Here is a 14,694-nt window from a genome sequence, read left to right as displayed (position 1 = left end):
TCCAGGGGTTGCTCGACCACAGGCCGTGGAAGGTCTTGTTGTCGGTCTCCATGCCGAACCAGTTGATCCCGGTCAGCCGGACGGTCGCCCCGGTGTATCGACGCCTACCTCTCCGCCACGCACCGCGACAACGCCGCCGACGGCTGTCCCGCCGCCGGACTCGCCGTCGACATCGCCCGCGGTCCCGGGGACGCGGAGGCTCGCCGCGTGTTCACCGAGCAGGTCGGCGACACCGCGGCCTGGCTCGCCACCGCCGACCAGGACGGCGTCGTACGGCTGTGCACCATGGTCGGCGCCCTCGTCCTGGCCCGCGCCACCGCGGGCGACCCGCTGTCGGAGGACATCCTCGCCGCCGCCCGCACGGCACTGACCGGCGACCAGACCACTCCCTAGGGGGACACCGCACGTGATTCGCCCGTTCCGCGGATCAATGAGTCTGGAAAGCTCTCCTTTCAGGTGGAGCGGGCAGAGCAGGCGTGGAACCACGTGACATCGAGATCTTCCTGACCCTGGCCGAGGAACCGCACTTCGGCCGCACCGCGGCCCGGCTGCACGTGTCACCCGCCCGCATCGGCCAGGCGATCCAGAAGCAGGAGCGGCAGGTCGGCGCGCTGTTGTTCGAGCGCCACAGCCGCACCGTACGGCTGTCGCCGGTCGGGCAGCAGCTCCGCGACGACCTGCGCCCCTGTCGGGACGCCTTCCGCGACCGGCACCCGCGGTGGAAGCCACGCCTGCAGAACAGCCGCTTCAGCGACGCCTTCGCCACCCTGCGGCGCGGGGACATCGACGTCCTGATCGCCTGGTTGCCCATCGACGAACCCGACCTGACCGTCGGACCGGTCCTGTTCGCCGAACCGCGCGTCCTCGCCGTCTCCGCCGGCCACGAGCTCACCCGCCGCACGTCGGTCTCCCTGGAGATCGCCGCGGACTTCCAGCACCCGCGCTCCGACACCCGGCCCGGCTAGGCCCTCGCCGGGATCGCCCGCGACCTCGGCCCCCTCCGGCCGCGGGACTGACCTGCCGAGCAGGGCGGTGACGACGCCGTCCGCCGGAACAGGGCGGGTCGGTGCATTGCTCGGGACGATGAACTGATATTTCCCCATCTCGGCGATATTCAGGTGTGATGCGGCACGCTGATCGCTACTGTGGGATCAGCTTCGCGAGACACGGAAAGGCGCGGGTCGAATGGGCATCGGTTATCTTTCTCCAACAAAGAACCCTCCGGTGCCCGCCACACACATCCGCGCCTTTCCGGGCCGCGCGAAGCTGGTCAGGTCTGGTGCCGGCACGGGTCGAATCTCATCGGTTATCGCCTTCTAAGCCGGTGGTTGCGGGTTCGAATCCCGCCACGGATCCCGGTCCGTGTAGCTCAATGGCAGAGCACCGTAACGGCCGGTGGGTCACCCATATCCGTGCCGGTTCCAGACCTGATCGCACGTCAGCCTTATCGGCGGTACGGGTCGAATTCGATCGGTTATCGATTCTCATTCGAGTTGTCCGGGTTCGAGCCCCGGCGGCCCGCACTCGCGGGCCGTGGTGTAACTGGCAGCACGCTGAAAGGCCGGTCGGAACCCCCACATCCGTGCCGCCGGCAAGGCTGGCGCGCACAGGCGGGGGAGCGGGTCGAAGTTCGTCGGTTATCGGGAACAGGTTGTCGCAGGTTCGAGTCCTGCCCACCCGGCAAGGCCGGATGGTAGCTCAGCTGGAAGAGCGTCTGTCATAAGGCCGGTGGACATCACCACATCCGCTCCCCTTCGTCATATCCGCCCTCGGGCGGGTCGAAAGCAAGGAGCTGACGATGGCACGTGACCCTCTCGCGAGCGTTTCGGCGTTCGCGACCCCGCAGACGCAGCCGATCCCCGGCCGGACCGACCAGGTGCGGAACGCTGCCGGCGGCTACGCGTTCGCCAAGGACGTGTGGCGCAAGCTGGAGGACTTCCTCATCCTCGGCACCACCGGCGGCACCTACTACGTGGGCGAGAACCAGCTGACCGCCGACAACGCGGGCGTGCTGTTCCAGGCCATCGCCGAGGACGGCCCGCGCGTCGTCAGGCTGCTCACCGACATCTCGACGGCCCGGCCGCCGCGGGCGCCGAAGCAGCGTCCGGCCCTGTTCGCGCTCGCCGCCTGCTACGCCAAGGGCGACGCCGACACCCGCCGAGCGGCCAAGCAGGCCCTGGCGAAGGTCGCCCGGACCACCGACCACCTGGCCCAGTTCTTCGGCTACTACAAGAACCTCGGCGGCAAGGCGACCGGTCGAGGCACCGCACCCACGATGGGCCGGAGCCTGCGCACGGCGCTCGGCTCCTGGTTCCTCACCGGCGAGGCCGACGCGGTCGCGTTCAAGGCGTGCAAGGCGGCCCAGCGCAGGACGCCGCAGGGCGAGGCGTTCGCGCTGCGGGACGTGCTGCGGATCGCCCACCCGGTCGCCGACTCCGACCAGCGCAGGACGCTGTTCGGCTGGATCGCCGGCAACGTCTCCGACGACGAGGCGCGCGACGAGCTGCCCGCCGTCGACCGGTTCCTGACCGCGAAGGCCGTCACCACCGCCGAGGACGCGGTCCGGGTGGTCACCGAGGCGAAGGTGCCGTGGGAGTTCCTGCCGGACTCGGTGCTGAAGGAGCCGTCGGTGTGGGAGGCGCTGATCGAGACGGTCGGCCTGACCGCGCTCATCCGCAACCTGGCCCGCATGACCCGGCTCGGCACCCTCAAGCCGATGGCGGACGCCACGTCGCGGGCGGTGCTGCGGCTCACCGACCAGCAGGCGATCCTGCGCGCCCGCATCCACCCGATGGACGCCTGGCTCGCGATGCGCGTCTACGCCTCCGGGCAGGCGCAGCCCGACCCGCGCGCCGACGTGCACACCTGGCAGCCCGTCCCGGCCATCCTCGACGCGCTGGAGGAGACGTACGAGCTGTCGTTCGGCGCGGTCGAGCCGTCCGGGAAGCGGCTGCTGGTCGCCGTCGACTCGTCCGGGTCGATGAGCTGGGGCGGCGGTGTCCGGGTGGGCGGTTCCCCGATCGGCTCCCCGTACGAGGTGGGCAACGCGATGGCGGTCATGTTGTCGCGGATCGAGAAGGGGGACCTGCACGTCATCGACGTGGACACGTCCGTGCACGCCTCCAAGGTGACCCCGCGCACGAACCTGCGCGAGATCGCCTCGTGGCAGCCGTCGGGCGGCGGCACGGACCTGTCACTGCCGTTCACGTGGGCGCGTGACCGGCGTATGGAGGTGGACGGCATCATCGTCTTCACCGACAACGAGACCTGGGCGGGACGCTCCCACCCGACCCAGGCCCTCGACGCCTACCGCCGCACCGTCAACGCCGACGCTCGCGTGGTCGTCGCCGCGATGACGGCCGCGGGACATTCGATCGGCGACGCGAAGGACGAAGGCGTCCTGAACGTGGCCGGCCTGGACGCGTCGCTCCCGCTCATCGTCAACGGCTTCATCCGCGCCTGAAAGCGCGGTGACTTGCTCGAAAGGCGTGACGCGTTGCTCCCGTTCCCGGAGACGTGTGCCCCGGCCAGGAAGAGAATCCCGGCCGGGGCGTTCTCCCCTCGCTTGCGCCTGGGACAGCGGGGCTCAACACTCGCGTGAGTCGCAGCGCTCACGCCTCTCCCCGCGGGCGGATTCCTGAAAAGATCTCCGATGGACAGACACCTGTGTTCTTCTCGATGGGGTGTGCGCCGATGGATCGCAAGCGGGCGAAGCTGACAAACGCTTCTCCGTTCACCGGGCGACGGCGTACCGCTTGCTGGAACGCTTCCAGGACCTGCACACGGAGGTGCGATGAACTTCCCGCTCTGGCCGGAGCCCTTGCGGCCGGGTGATCCGCGCCAGGCGGGGGCCTATCGGCTGGAGGGGCGGCTGGGTGGCGGCGGGATGGGACAGGTGTTCCTGGGGCGCTCTCCCGGCGGCCGCCCGGTCGCGGTGAAGCTGGTGCGGCCCGACCTGGCCGACGATCCCGGGTTCCGGCGCCGGTTCGCCCTGGAGGCCGAGGCCGCCCGCCGGGTCGGCGGGTTCTACACCGCCCAACTCGTCGACGCCGACCCGCAGGCCGACCCGCCTTGGCTGGTCACCGCCTACATCCCCGGCCCGTCCCTGCACCAGGCCGTCGAAGCGCACGGCCCGATGCCCACGGAGGCGATCACCGTGTTGGGCGCGGGACTGGCCGAGGGGCTCGGTGCGATCCACGCCTGCGGCCTGGTGCACCGCGACCTCAAGCCGTCCAACGTCATCCTTGCCGCCGACGGCCCCCGCGTCATCGACTTCGGCATCGCCCGTGCACTGGACGCCACCTCCCACACCCTCTCCCGCGCGGTGGTCGGCACGCCGTCGTTCATGTCCCCGGAACAGGCGCGAGGCAGGGAGATCGGCCCGTCCAGCGATGTGTTCTCCCTCGGGCTCGTCCTGGCGTTCGCCGCCACCGGTCGCAGCCCGTTCGGCGCGGGACGGGCCGAGGCGGTCGTCTACCGCATAGCCCACGACGAACCCGACCTGACCGGCCTGCCCGCCCCCCTGACGGAGCTGGTGAAGCGCTGCCTGGCCAAGGATCCCGGTGACCGTCCCGGCGTGGCCGAGATTCTCAAGGAACTCGCCGACCCCACCCGGACGACCACCCGATGGCTGCCGCCGCCGTTCGCGACGATGATCGCCGAACGTCAGCTGCAGACCCCGCCGGACCTGGCGCCTTTCCCGCCTTCCGATCCCGGCGCCCACCAGGGCAGCACCCGACACGATCCCGACCACGGTCGAGCCCTGGACGCTCCCGGTGACACGGAGCGGTACCCGCGCCAGCCGGATCGCCAGGCACCCAAGGGCCCCGACACGCCCACCGGCAGGCGCCGCCCGACCCGGCGCCGGTTCCTGCTCGGCGGTCTGGCCGCGCTGGGCGTTGCGGCGGTCCCGATCGGCTGGAACCTCTGGTCCCGCCGCAACCGGCTGACCGACGAGGATCTGTACGCGGTGGCGTTCAGCCCGGACGGGCGCACCATCGCGGGAGGCAACATCTCCGGCGACGGCTGGCTGTGGGCCGCCGACTCGCACGAGATGATCGCCGACTTCTCCGCCGAGAACTCCGTCAACGGCGCCATGGCCTTCACCCCCGACGGCTCCGCACTGGTGACAGCCGGGATGAAGGTGCCGTTGAGCTTCCGCGACCCCTCCACCGGGAAGGTGACGTACTCGCTCCCCTCGCCGGTCGGGGGCGCTCGCACGATGGCGTTCAGCACGGACGGCGCCCAGCTCGTCGTCGCGGGAAACATCCCGGTCGGCAACCTCGAAGCCGCCGAGATCTGTGTCGTCTGGGACGTCGCAGCCAAGGAACCGAAGCGCAAGCTGCCGTTCGCCACGAAGGCCGGTTCCGCGGTGAACTCGGCGGCGTTCATCGACGACGGCCACTCGATCCTGCTGGCAGGGGAGGACCTCACCGCAGCCGACGGGACGGACGGATTCTGGCGCTGGAACCTCGACAGCGGCGACCTGGAGGCGATCGGCCCCGACGGAGAAGGCTCGGCGGTCGCCGTGAGCCCCAACGGGAAGCAGTACGCGCTGGGCGGCGCACACGGCTGCTCCCTGACATCCGATGACGGAACCGGGCTGCGCACCATCAGCAACGCGGACGTCGATGCCCTCGCCTTCAGCCCGGACGGCGCCACCCTGGCAGTGGCCGACAAGGAGGGCATCCGGTTGTGGGACACGGCGACCGGCCGGGCGAAGGCGACCGTGACCGACCGCAGGGCTGCTGCGCTGGCCTTCCATCCCGATGGAACCTTCCTGGTCTCAGGAGGTTGGTTCGTGGATGCCGAGGGCTGCCGGCTGTGGCCGGTCGAAGACCCGTGACCCGGTTACGCGTCCGGTGCCGCACCGACGATGAGCTCGGCTGCGTCAGCCTGCCAGCCGGGCGAGGGCCAGGGCGTGCGCCCGGTCGAGGGAGTCCGCGGCGGCGCAAGGGATGTCCGGCTGCACGCCGGTGCCCTCCCAGTTCGCGCCCGAGACGGGGTTGACGGCGCGGCCGGTGGGGACGGTGGCCTCCAGGTGGGGATGCACGGTCCAGCCCTTGCACGGGTGCGCGCCGCCGCGGGTGGGCTCGCCGACGACAACGGCGCGGCCGAGCTGCTGCAGGTCGTAGGCCAGCTCCTCGGCGGCGGAGAAGGTGCTGCCACTGGACAACACGTACAAAGGCTTGCTGCCGCCGAAACGCGCGCCGGGAACGTGCGGCAGGCTCCAGGACTGCTCGCCGCGCTCGCCGCCGCGCCAGTGCATGGTGTTGAGGTGGGTGCGCTCGTCCAGGAGGTAACTGCAGACGAAGGCGACGGTGTCCGGGTCGCCGCCCCGGTTGTCGCGAAGGTCCACGATCAGCGCCTGGGCGCGGGAGGCCAAGGTGAGCGCGGCGCTCAGCGGTTCGGCGGCCCAGTCCAGCGGGAACAGCATCGGCGCCAGCTCCACCACGGCGACTCCTCCGTCGAGCAGCTCCACCCGGGGCGCACCGCCCAGCGAGGTGTCGTAGTCGCGGCGGATGGATTCCAGGGTCGCCGCGCCCTGCTCGGGGGACACCGGGTCGGCGTGGTGCTTCAGCCTCAGGTGTTTGTCGCCGTTGACGGACTGCAGGTCCGCGGTGACCAGACGGGCGAGCTCCTCGGCGCCGCCGACGTCGTAGGCGCCCTCGGCGAGGCGTCGTCGTAGCAGGTCGGCAAGCTGTTCCGCTATCTCCGGGAAGATGTAGTGCTCGGTCAGCAGGCGGGTCGTCTCGTCGATGACGGGGGCAGGCCGAAGGTTCGTCAGGGGCGTCATGGCAGGAAGTAGAGCACCGCCCCTCCGAAGACGTCAAAGACGCTTGAAACGCCCTCGGCAGGCGGCGAAACGGCCTGCACGGCTGGGCTCGTCGGCGGGTCAGCGCATGAGCGCGTCCGGGAAGCCGAACGTCGTGACCAGCGCGGGATCGTGGAACTTGATCACACGGGCGATGCCGGTGGCGGTGGGGGTCAGCACCACGACGCCGTCGGCCCGGAGCACGCCGTCCGCGTCCCGGTGGTACACGACGGCGGACGGGTGGCCGTTGGCGGTTGTCGCGATCATCCGCCAGTCGCCCGGTGTGCCCAGCACGTACGCGTCGAGCACGTGGAGGCACGTCGCCCGGCCCGACTGCCAGTCGCGGAACGGCGTCGCCTCCAGCGTGGCGTCCACGCGCAGCACCTGTTCCAGCAGGCCGACATCGGAGCGCTCGAAGGCCGCGATGTAGCCGTCGAGCAGCGCGCGTGCCCGTGGGTCGGCCGGTTCGAGCAGTTCCGCGGGCTCGGGCTCCAGTTCGTCGAGCCGGGCGCGGGCGCGCTGCAGACCGCTCTTGACCGCCGCAGTGGTGGTGCCGAGGATCTCGGCCGGCGCGACGGGGCTCGGCGGTCGATCGAGTCCGTCGTACGGACCTGTCAGCCCCGACGGCAGCACCCGGATCGGGCGCGGCTTCAACGCCGTCAGGCAGACGTTGGTGGCGATCGTGTAGAGCCAGGACCGAATCGACGCCCGGCCCTCGAACCCGGAGTAGGACCGCCACGCCCGCAGGTACGTCTCCTGCACCAGGTCCTCGGCGTCCTGCGCCGAGCCGACCATGCGGTAGCAGTGCGCCAGCAGTTCCCGGCGGAACCGCTCGGTCTCGGCGGTGAACCGGTCCTGACCGGGTGCTGCCTCCGGATGCGAGGTCATGCCGAGAGCCTGGTGCTGGATTCCTGTCATCGGCGCCTCCGGCTCGGGACAAGGGGGCTCTCTCAGGGCAGCAGGGCCAGTTTGCCGACGGTGACCCTGGCCTGCAGTTCCGTCAGCGCTTTCGGGCCGTCGGCCAGTTCGTACACGGTGGGCAGGCCGGGGGAGAGCACGCCGGCCGCGATCAGTGCGGACAGCTCACCCATGAGCTCGCCGAAGACCTGCGGTGCCGCCTGGCTCAGCACGCCGATATTGAGGCCGATGATGTGGATCTGGTGCTTGTACACCAGGTCCCAGTTGGTGATCGGCACTTCGCCGCCGGCCAGGCCGTAGACGACGACACGGCCGGTGACCCGCCTGGCGGCGGCAAGGCCGGCGTCGAAGGCGGCGCCGCCGGCCGACTCCAGCACGAGGTCGGCGCCGCAACCGCCGGTCAGCCGCACCACCTCGGCGGCGAGGTCGCCGCCGAGAGAGTCCAGAACGTGGTCGGCTCCCGGCGCCAGCACGGTCTCGTGCTTGTCCGGCGAGGCGGTGGCGATGACCGTCGCACCGTAGTGCTTGGCCATTCTCACCGCGGCCTGGCCGGTCCCGCCCGCCGCGGCGTGGATCAGCACGACGTGCCCGGCGGCGACGCCGCCCAGAGGCTTGAGCGCGGCCAGCGCGGTGGACCAGTTCACGACCAGACCCAGCGCCTGCTGATCCGTCCAGCCCGAAGGCACAGGCACCGCCGCGGCCGCGGACAGGACCATGTACTCGGCGAAAGCGCCGGCTCCCACGCCGACGACGCGGGCCCCCGGCAGGGGGCCGGTCACGGCCTCGCCCATCGCGACGACCTCACCGGCGGCCTCGAAACCTGCCAGGTACGGCGGCCGGGGGCCGCCTGCGAATACGCCGCAGGCCTTCGAGATGTCGGCGAAGTTGACCCCGGCGGCGGTGACGCGGATCAGGATCTCGCCCCGGCCGGGGCTCGGCACCGGCGCGTCGACGATCAGGCGCATGTCCTGTGGGCCGTTGAGGGACGTCTGCTGCAGCGCGCGCATGGTCGCGGGAACGCTCATTGGCGATCAGCTCTTCTTTCTCGGCGTACATGAGAGATCGGCCCGGCGCGCGAGCCGATCTGTCATGTAGACCCCGGCCGCCACAGAAAGGAATCGGCCCCTCCGAGCGGCATGGCATCAGCTTGCCGACTCAACGAATCCTCAATGCACCTTCAACGCGGCGGGGTTCAGACTCCCCATGACGTTCGACCCGACTTCGAATGAGGAGTGACCATGCGCATCGCCCGTGCGATCAAGGTTCCGCTGTCCGGTCTGGCCTGCGCGGCGACGCTCACGCTCGGCGTCGCCTCGTTCCCGGCGCCCGCGAGCGCGGCCGTCACCCAGGCGCAGGCCGTTCCGGCGTCCGTGGCGGCAGGGAGAACCACGGCGCCGGCCTGCATCGAGCGGAGTGTGAGCAAGAAGAGGAAAACGGTCTGGATCTCGAATCGCTGCGGCAGGACGATGAAGGTGAAGGTCGTCGTCAAACACGGCCCCGACTCCTACTGCCGCACCCTGAGCGACTCCGAGACCATCTACTACCCCTGGCATTTCGGCTCCTATGACCGCACCGTGAACTGCTAGCCCCAGCCTTCCCGCGAACTCGCCGATGCCGGACGCCGACGTGTGGATCGACGGCCCCCAAGCTCATACGGCTGCCGCGACGGCCGCGGCGACGAAGAGCACTTGAAGGGCCGTACGGGCCGGCAGCGGGGTCACGCCGGATGGAGCCTGCGCGAGCTGGCCCGCCGGGCCGGCGTCTCGCACGCCGCCCCCGCCTACCATTCGGCGACAAGCAAGGTCTGCTGACGGCCGTGGCCGCCGAGGGCTTCACCCTGTTCGCCGACGCTCTTGAGCACGCTGCCTCCGACGTGTGGGAGGTCGGCGTCGCCTACCTCCGCTTCGGCCTCGACCACCGGCCCCACTTCGAGGTGATGTTCCGGCCGGAGCTCTACCGGGTGGACGACCACGGTCGCCGCGTGGTCGCTGGCGCACGGCTTCACCACCCTGTGGCTGAGCGGCGCCTTGCCAGAAAGCGCGGACGGAGACCCGGAGGCCCTGGCCCGCTCGATGCTCCGCCTCGTCCTCGGCGCCGTGGCGGGCGGGGCGGGCAGCCCGTGACCTGACGGTCGGCGGCCTCGCCCGTCCTGCACCCTGAGACGATCTGACGGTCGGCGGCCTCGCCCGTCCCGCACCCTGAGACCTGATCCCGTCGTGTCAGTGACCGTTCGGGGCCGGACCGTCCATCAGGTGGGTTGCTCGTTCCGTGCGCAGGTGGAGGGCCGTGCGGCCCTTGCGTTGTGTCGACACCAGCCCCGCCCCCCGCAGCGCGCCCAGGTGTTGTGACACCGCGCTCGGCGTGACGCTCAGGCGGGTGGCCAGGGCGGCGGTCGTCAGGGGTTCGGCCAAGGCGGCGAGGATCAGCGTTCTCGTGTGGCCGAGCACCGGGATCAGGCCCGTCAGCGCCGGTCGGGGCGACTCCCGGAGCAGGCCGACGCCCATCGCCGGATAGCGGATCGACGCGGCGGCGACCGGGGCCTTGTCGACGCCCACGTCCGGCCAGTTGAAGACGCTGGGCTGCAGAACGAGGCCATGCCCGCCGGTGTCCACCGTGAACACGGAGTGCGGGGTGCGCCGGCCGTGCACGACCAGCTGGCCGTCGTCCCAGGCGATGTCGCGGTGCAACTCGGCGAACAGCGCCTGCACCCCGCCCTCCACCAGGGTCAGCGCACGCCGTCCGATGTCGGCCTCCAGCACGGCGCACATCCGGCCCCACTGGGGCGCGATCAGCAGCTCGTGGCAGCGGTGCAGCGCCTCGGCCAGCCTTGGCAGGACCGTCGCGGGCTCGGGGACGTCCTCGGCCGGCATGCCCAGGACCGCGGCGTACTCCTGCCGGAAGAAGTCGTCCTGCGTGGCGCGTACCAGGTCCAGCTCCGTCGCGATGGACGGCAGGCGCTGAGCCGGCGCCGGGAACAGGAACGACGGCAGCGGCCCGGCGATCAGCGCGCGCAGCAGCGGCAGCTCGCGCTCGCGCGCCAGCAGCGGGCGCGCCTGGCGCACCCAGGACCGGTGGACGGCATGACCGCCCGTGCCGAACAGGATCCGCAGCGCCAGCACCGTCTCGCCCAGCGGTGAGACGGCGAATCGCACCTTCGCGACCGACGCCGCGGTGAACCTGATCTCGACCGCCATCCGCCCCTCACCATGTAGCTGTGGCTTAACGATAGCCGCGGCGCGCCGTTTCCCCGCAGGCTGGCGGGCATGGACTTCTTCACCTCCTACGACGGCCTCAAGCTCGCCTGCCACGTGTCCGGCGACGGCTCCCCCGTGGTCTGCCTGCCCGGCGGGCCGATGCAGGCCTCCGCCTATCTCGGCGACCTCGGGGGCCTCTCGGCGCACCGGCGGCTGATCATGGCGGATCTGCGGGGCACCGGGCGGTCCGCCGTGCCGCCGGACACCGCCTCGTACCGTTGCGACCGCCTTGTCGACGACGTCGAGGCCCTGCGCGAGCACCTTGGGCTCGACCGGATGGACCTGCTCTCCCATTCCGGGGGCACGAATCTGGCCGTGCTCTACGCGGCTCGCCATCCGGAACGCGTCGGCAGGCTCGTTCTGGTCGCTCCGAGCGTCGCCGCCGTCGGCGTCAGGATCACCGAGGAGGTCCGGCGGGAGACCGCCCGGCTGCGCGAGGGGGAGCCGTGGTTCCCGGAGGCGTTCGCGGCCCTGGAGAAGGTCATGTCAGGCCAGGCCACCGGCGACGCCTTCCAGGCCGTCGCGCCGTTCTGGTACGGCCGCTGGGACGAGACGGCCCAGGCCCACAAGGCCGCCGAGGACGAGCAGCGGAACAACGAGGCGGCAGCCGTCTTCGGGGCCGAGGGCGCCTTCGCCCCCGACGCCACCCGTGCCGCGCTGACCCGTTTCACCTCGCCGGTGCTGCTCCTCGCGGGCGAGGTGGACCTGAACTCCCCGCCCGCCGCGGTGGCCGAGCTCGCCGCGCTGTTCCCGCGCGCCGAGCTCGTCGTACAGGCCGGGGCAGGGCACTTTCCGTGGCTCGACGACGCCGGCCGGTTCGTGGCCACCACCTCGGCGTTCCTGCGTCAGGCCGCCAGGTGAGCGCACACCCGGCCGGAGATCGTCCTCATTGCCGCGGCACCGTCTCTCCGCCCTGCGAGAGGTCGAAGGGCGCGGGGGAGTGGCCTGCCCAGATCCGGCGGGAGACCTCTTCGGGGTAGGGGAGAGTGGCCGGCTCGGCGTCCAGGACGCGGGTGAGCCGCCGGTCGGGCCGGTACGCGGCCCATCCCGCGTCGCCGGTGGTGACGAAGCGCACCCATGCCTCCCTGAGCTCGCGGGAGAGCGCGACGGCCTCGGGGGCGGGCTCGTCGCCGAGGAGCTGCGCGCCGATGGGACTGTCCAGCGTGCCGAACGCCAGGGGGACGTCGAGGCTGTGGCAGGCGCCAAGAGCGCCGCCGAGCGCCGGGGCGGTCCAGCACAGTTCGAACAGGTACGAGGTGCCGCCGGCCGCGGCGTTGGCCTCGGCCAGCTGCTGTGACGGCATGCGGAAGAGGGCGTCGGAGTACACCGTCTCCACCAGCTCCTCCGGACCGGCCTGCGGAAACCCGGCGCGGTACGCCCGCGCGCCATGCGGCCGGGGTGCGAGCAGTTCCAGGGCCGTGCGCGCGTCCTGTTCGGTGAAGCCGCCCTGCCGCCCGCTCATGACGCTGAACAGCCGGAACTCGTCCCGGGTGTGGCCGGCGAGCAGCTCGATCCCGCCCGCGCGCCCGCCGGTCAGCGCCGACCAGGGCGTCTCGGGCAGAACCTCGCCGTCGACGACGGGGCACAGGGCGGTGCCGGTCTGCGTGAGCCGCCCCCAGCTCTCCCGGTGCGCATGGAGGGCGGCGTTGAAGGAGGTGAGCTCCGCGGCCAGGCGCCAGGGGTCGATGTCGCGCAGGGCCGCGGCGGTGGGGGCCGCCGCGCCGAGCCGGTCCGCGAGCGCGGCGGTGACCTGCCGGGCCAGCGCGGGGGTGCTGTGCAGCCCCGGCGCCGAGTGGGCGATGGCCCGCCGGAACAGGCCGCGCGCCGGCTTCATCGTCAGCAGGGCGGCGACCGACCCGGCCCCGGCGGACTGTCCGGCCACGGTGACCCGGCCGGGGTCGCCGCCGAACGCGGCGATGTTCCGCTGCACCCACTCCAGCGCCGCGATCTGGTCGAGGAAGCCGCGGTTGGGCGGCGCGTCGTCGAGGAACGCGAAACCCTCCGCGCCCACGCGGCAGTTGACGGTCACCACGACGAGCCCCGCCCCGGCCAGCGCCGCCGGGTCGTACATCGGGTCGCTCGACGCCGCCGAGACGTAGCCGCCCACGGGGAGCCACACCAGCACCGGCAGCCCGGCCGCGCCCGGATCCGGGGTGCCGACGTCGAGCGTCAGCCAGTCCGTGCCCCGCGGCGGACCCACGTCGACCGGCAGGGACAGCGGCACCGGGGGGCCGAACTCCGCCGCCTGCCTCGTGCCGTCCCAGCGGTGCGGCGGGGCGGGCGCGGCGAAACGGAGCGCTCCCACCGGCGGCTGCGCATAGGGAATGCCGCGGAACACCGCGTGGCCCTGCCGCCGGCGCCCCTGCACCACCCCTTCCGCGGTCCGCACCCTCGGCTCTTCGGACATGACGGCTCCTTCCTCGAACGGACCCCCATGGTTATAGGTCAAGTGTATTATGTCAACTGTATGGGAAAGGCTCGGAGTGACGAGGGAGAGGCCCGCGATGCCGAAACAGGTGGACCACCGCGAACGCCGCGAAGCGATCGCCCGCGCGCTGTGGCGGGTGGTGGCGCAGCGCGGCGTCGCGCACCTGACGACACGGGTGGTGGCGCAGGAGGCGGGCATCTCGCTCGGGCAGTTGCAGCACTACTTCGCCTCCCGGGCCGCCATGCTCTCCTTCGCCATGGACTTCGCCTCGGAACAGACCTCGCTACGCGTCGAGCGGGGCCTCGCGGGGCTCGGCGACCGTCCGCACCCGCGTGACGTGCTGCGACTGACGCTTTCGGAGATGCTGCCCCTGCACGCCGACGCCCGCGCCACCAGCCGGATGAGCGCCGCCTACGTCCTGGAGGCGCTGCACGACGAGGCCGTCCACGAGCAGGCGCGCCGCGGCCTCCTCCAGGGGCGGGCCCTCGTCGAGCGGCTGGTCCGCCAGGCGATCGCCGACGGGCACATCGCCCCCGACCGCGACCCGGCGACCGAGACCAACCTGCTCCTCGCCCTCACCGGCCTCACCCCCCTCCTCGAACTGGACGTGATCGCCCCCCAGGACGCCCTCACCGCGATCGACCTGCATCTGGACAGGCTGTTCGCCAGCATCGCCCCTCGCGAGCAGCCCGTCAGGTCCGGCGGGTTCGAGTGACGGGGCGTCCGGCCCGTCAACGGGACGCGCTGGAGGCCCCGCCGGGCGGCACCACGGCCACCGGACAGGCCGCGTGGTGGAGCACCCCGTGACTCACCGAGCCCAGCATCGTGGAGGCGAAGTCGCCCAGCCCGCGCGAGCTCACCACGACCAGGTCGGCCGTGGACGACGCGTTCCTGAGGGCGGCGACCGGATGATCGCACACCTGCTCGTCCACGATCCGCACGTCAGGGTTCCCCTCCCGCCACGGGATCACCTCCTGGGCGGCGTCGCGGGCGTTCTCCTCGAAGCTCTCGCCGGTCATCCTGTAGGCGGAGGCGTACGAGGACAGGATCGGCGGCCGCCAGGCGTAGAGCACCAGGAGCTCCGCGTCCTGGGCACGGGCCTGCTTCAGGGCGTACTCCATGGCGGCCGGTGACTGCCAGCCGTCGTATCCGACCACGATCCGGCCGCGGCGCGTCGTGGCGGTCTCCCGGACGACCACGACCGGGCTCGCGGCGTGCCCGGCCAGCGCCAGGCTCGTGGAGCCGAGCACCATCCCGGCGAAACCGCCCCGCCCGTCGCC

Annotated in this window: 14 protein-coding genes; 7 read left to right on the top strand and 7 right to left on the bottom strand. The window is 71.9% G+C overall.

The window, feature by feature from the left end; genetic code table 11:
* Positions 1-207: 207 nt before the first annotated feature.
* The 4 genes from ACWCSD_RS32505 (at position 208) to ACWCSD_RS32490 (ending at position 5,845) form a co-directional block, all read left to right on the top strand.
* The gene (locus ACWCSD_RS32505) at positions 208-393 is read left to right on the top strand and encodes a hypothetical protein (RefSeq protein ID WP_449920581.1); all 186 of its coding nucleotides are present in this window, start codon (positions 208-210) and stop codon (positions 391-393) included.
* An 83-nt stretch (positions 394-476) separates the two neighbouring features.
* Positions 477-965 (top strand): LysR family transcriptional regulator, encoded by a 489-nt coding sequence (locus tag ACWCSD_RS32500; protein ID WP_449920578.1) that lies wholly within the window; start codon positions 477-479, stop codon positions 963-965.
* An 833-nt stretch (positions 966-1,798) separates the two neighbouring features.
* Positions 1,799-3,463, top strand: coding sequence for a TROVE domain-containing protein (locus ACWCSD_RS32495; RefSeq protein ID WP_449920576.1), 1,665 nt, complete (start codon positions 1,799-1,801; stop codon positions 3,461-3,463).
* A 330-nt stretch (positions 3,464-3,793) separates the two neighbouring features.
* Entirely contained in the window at positions 3,794-5,845 is a 2,052-nt protein-coding gene (locus ACWCSD_RS32490; RefSeq protein WP_449920574.1) for a WD40 repeat domain-containing serine/threonine protein kinase, read from the top strand.
* A 45-nt stretch (positions 5,846-5,890) separates the two neighbouring features.
* Here ACWCSD_RS32490 and ACWCSD_RS32485 read toward each other — a convergent pair whose 3' ends face one another.
* From ACWCSD_RS32485 to ACWCSD_RS32475, 3 genes are all read right to left on the bottom strand, one after another.
* Complete coding sequence (locus ACWCSD_RS32485) at positions 5,891-6,796, bottom strand: S41 family peptidase (RefSeq protein ID WP_397159668.1); 906 nt, start codon at positions 6,794-6,796, stop codon at positions 5,891-5,893.
* Between the two features lie 99 nt (positions 6,797-6,895).
* Positions 6,896-7,702 carry a sigma factor gene (locus ACWCSD_RS32480; protein WP_449920570.1) on the bottom strand — a complete coding sequence of 269 codons (807 nt, stop codon included), beginning with the start codon at positions 7,700-7,702 and terminating at the stop codon, positions 6,896-6,898.
* Positions 7,703-7,764: 62 nt separating this feature from the next.
* Positions 7,765-8,757, bottom strand: coding sequence for a zinc-binding dehydrogenase (locus tag ACWCSD_RS32475; protein ID WP_449920567.1), 993 nt, complete (start codon positions 8,755-8,757; stop codon positions 7,765-7,767).
* A 213-nt stretch (positions 8,758-8,970) separates the two neighbouring features.
* Here ACWCSD_RS32475 and ACWCSD_RS32470 point away from each other — a divergent pair, with 213 nt between their 5' ends.
* Positions 8,971-9,318, top strand: coding sequence for a hypothetical protein (locus ACWCSD_RS32470; RefSeq protein WP_449920564.1), 348 nt, complete (start codon positions 8,971-8,973; stop codon positions 9,316-9,318).
* Between the two features lie 194 nt (positions 9,319-9,512).
* Here the strand turns inward: ACWCSD_RS32470 and ACWCSD_RS32465 are convergent, their stop codons facing one another.
* Both ACWCSD_RS32465 and ACWCSD_RS32460 read right to left on the bottom strand, forming a co-directional pair.
* Complete coding sequence (locus tag ACWCSD_RS32465) at positions 9,513-9,737, bottom strand: hypothetical protein (RefSeq protein ID WP_449920561.1); 225 nt, start codon at positions 9,735-9,737, stop codon at positions 9,513-9,515.
* Positions 9,738-9,951: 214 nt separating this feature from the next.
* Positions 9,952-10,926 (bottom strand): DUF5937 family protein, encoded by a 975-nt coding sequence (locus ACWCSD_RS32460; protein ID WP_449920560.1) that lies wholly within the window; start codon positions 10,924-10,926, stop codon positions 9,952-9,954.
* Between the two features lie 69 nt (positions 10,927-10,995).
* On the opposite strand from ACWCSD_RS32460, the gene ACWCSD_RS32455 reads away from it, so the two are divergent.
* On the top strand, positions 10,996-11,847 hold the full coding sequence (locus ACWCSD_RS32455) for an alpha/beta fold hydrolase (RefSeq protein WP_449920558.1): 852 nt from the start codon (positions 10,996-10,998) through the stop codon (positions 11,845-11,847).
* 25 nt (positions 11,848-11,872) lie between these two features.
* Here ACWCSD_RS32455 and ACWCSD_RS32450 read toward each other — a convergent pair whose 3' ends face one another.
* Positions 11,873-13,393, bottom strand: coding sequence for a carboxylesterase/lipase family protein (locus tag ACWCSD_RS32450; protein WP_449920556.1), 1,521 nt, complete (start codon positions 13,391-13,393; stop codon positions 11,873-11,875).
* 97 nt (positions 13,394-13,490) lie between these two features.
* Between ACWCSD_RS32450 and ACWCSD_RS32445 the strand changes: the two genes are divergently transcribed.
* Positions 13,491-14,129: a TetR/AcrR family transcriptional regulator gene (locus ACWCSD_RS32445; protein WP_449920553.1), complete on the top strand. Its 639-nt coding sequence runs from the start codon at positions 13,491-13,493 to the stop codon at positions 14,127-14,129.
* A 16-nt stretch (positions 14,130-14,145) separates the two neighbouring features.
* Here the strand turns inward: ACWCSD_RS32445 and ACWCSD_RS32440 are convergent.
* On the bottom strand, positions 14,146-14,694 hold a 549-nt coding region (locus tag ACWCSD_RS32440; RefSeq protein WP_449920551.1), incomplete at its 5' end, for a universal stress protein.

This window comes from Nonomuraea sp. NPDC001684, from assembly GCF_053596515.1.
This window is presented reverse-complemented; position numbering and strand designations above follow the sequence as displayed.

Bases quoted from the DNA above. Each gene is read 5' to 3' on its own strand.
- ACWCSD_RS32495 (WP_449920576.1), top strand. From the start codon at position 1,799: ATGGCACGTGACCCTCTCGCGAGCGTTTCGGCGTTCGCGACCCCGCAG.
- ACWCSD_RS32490 (WP_449920574.1), top strand. From the start codon at position 3,794: ATGAACTTCCCGCTCTGGCCGGAGCCCTTGCGGCCGGGTGATCCGCGC.
- ACWCSD_RS32485 (WP_397159668.1), bottom strand. From the start codon at position 6,796: ATGACGCCCCTGACGAACCTTCGGCCTGCCCCCGTCATCGACGAGACG.
- ACWCSD_RS32480 (WP_449920570.1), bottom strand. From the start codon at position 7,702: ATGACCTCGCATCCGGAGGCAGCACCCGGTCAGGACCGGTTCACCGCC.
- ACWCSD_RS32475 (WP_449920567.1), bottom strand. From the start codon at position 8,757: ATGAGCGTTCCCGCGACCATGCGCGCGCTGCAGCAGACGTCCCTCAAC.
- ACWCSD_RS32470 (WP_449920564.1), top strand. From the start codon at position 8,971: ATGCGCATCGCCCGTGCGATCAAGGTTCCGCTGTCCGGTCTGGCCTGC.
- ACWCSD_RS32460 (WP_449920560.1), bottom strand. From the start codon at position 10,926: ATGGCGGTCGAGATCAGGTTCACCGCGGCGTCGGTCGCGAAGGTGCGA.
- ACWCSD_RS32455 (WP_449920558.1), top strand. From the start codon at position 10,996: ATGGACTTCTTCACCTCCTACGACGGCCTCAAGCTCGCCTGCCACGTG.
- ACWCSD_RS32450 (WP_449920556.1), bottom strand. From the start codon at position 13,393: ATGTCCGAAGAGCCGAGGGTGCGGACCGCGGAAGGGGTGGTGCAGGGG.
- ACWCSD_RS32445 (WP_449920553.1), top strand. From the start codon at position 13,491: ATGCCGAAACAGGTGGACCACCGCGAACGCCGCGAAGCGATCGCCCGC.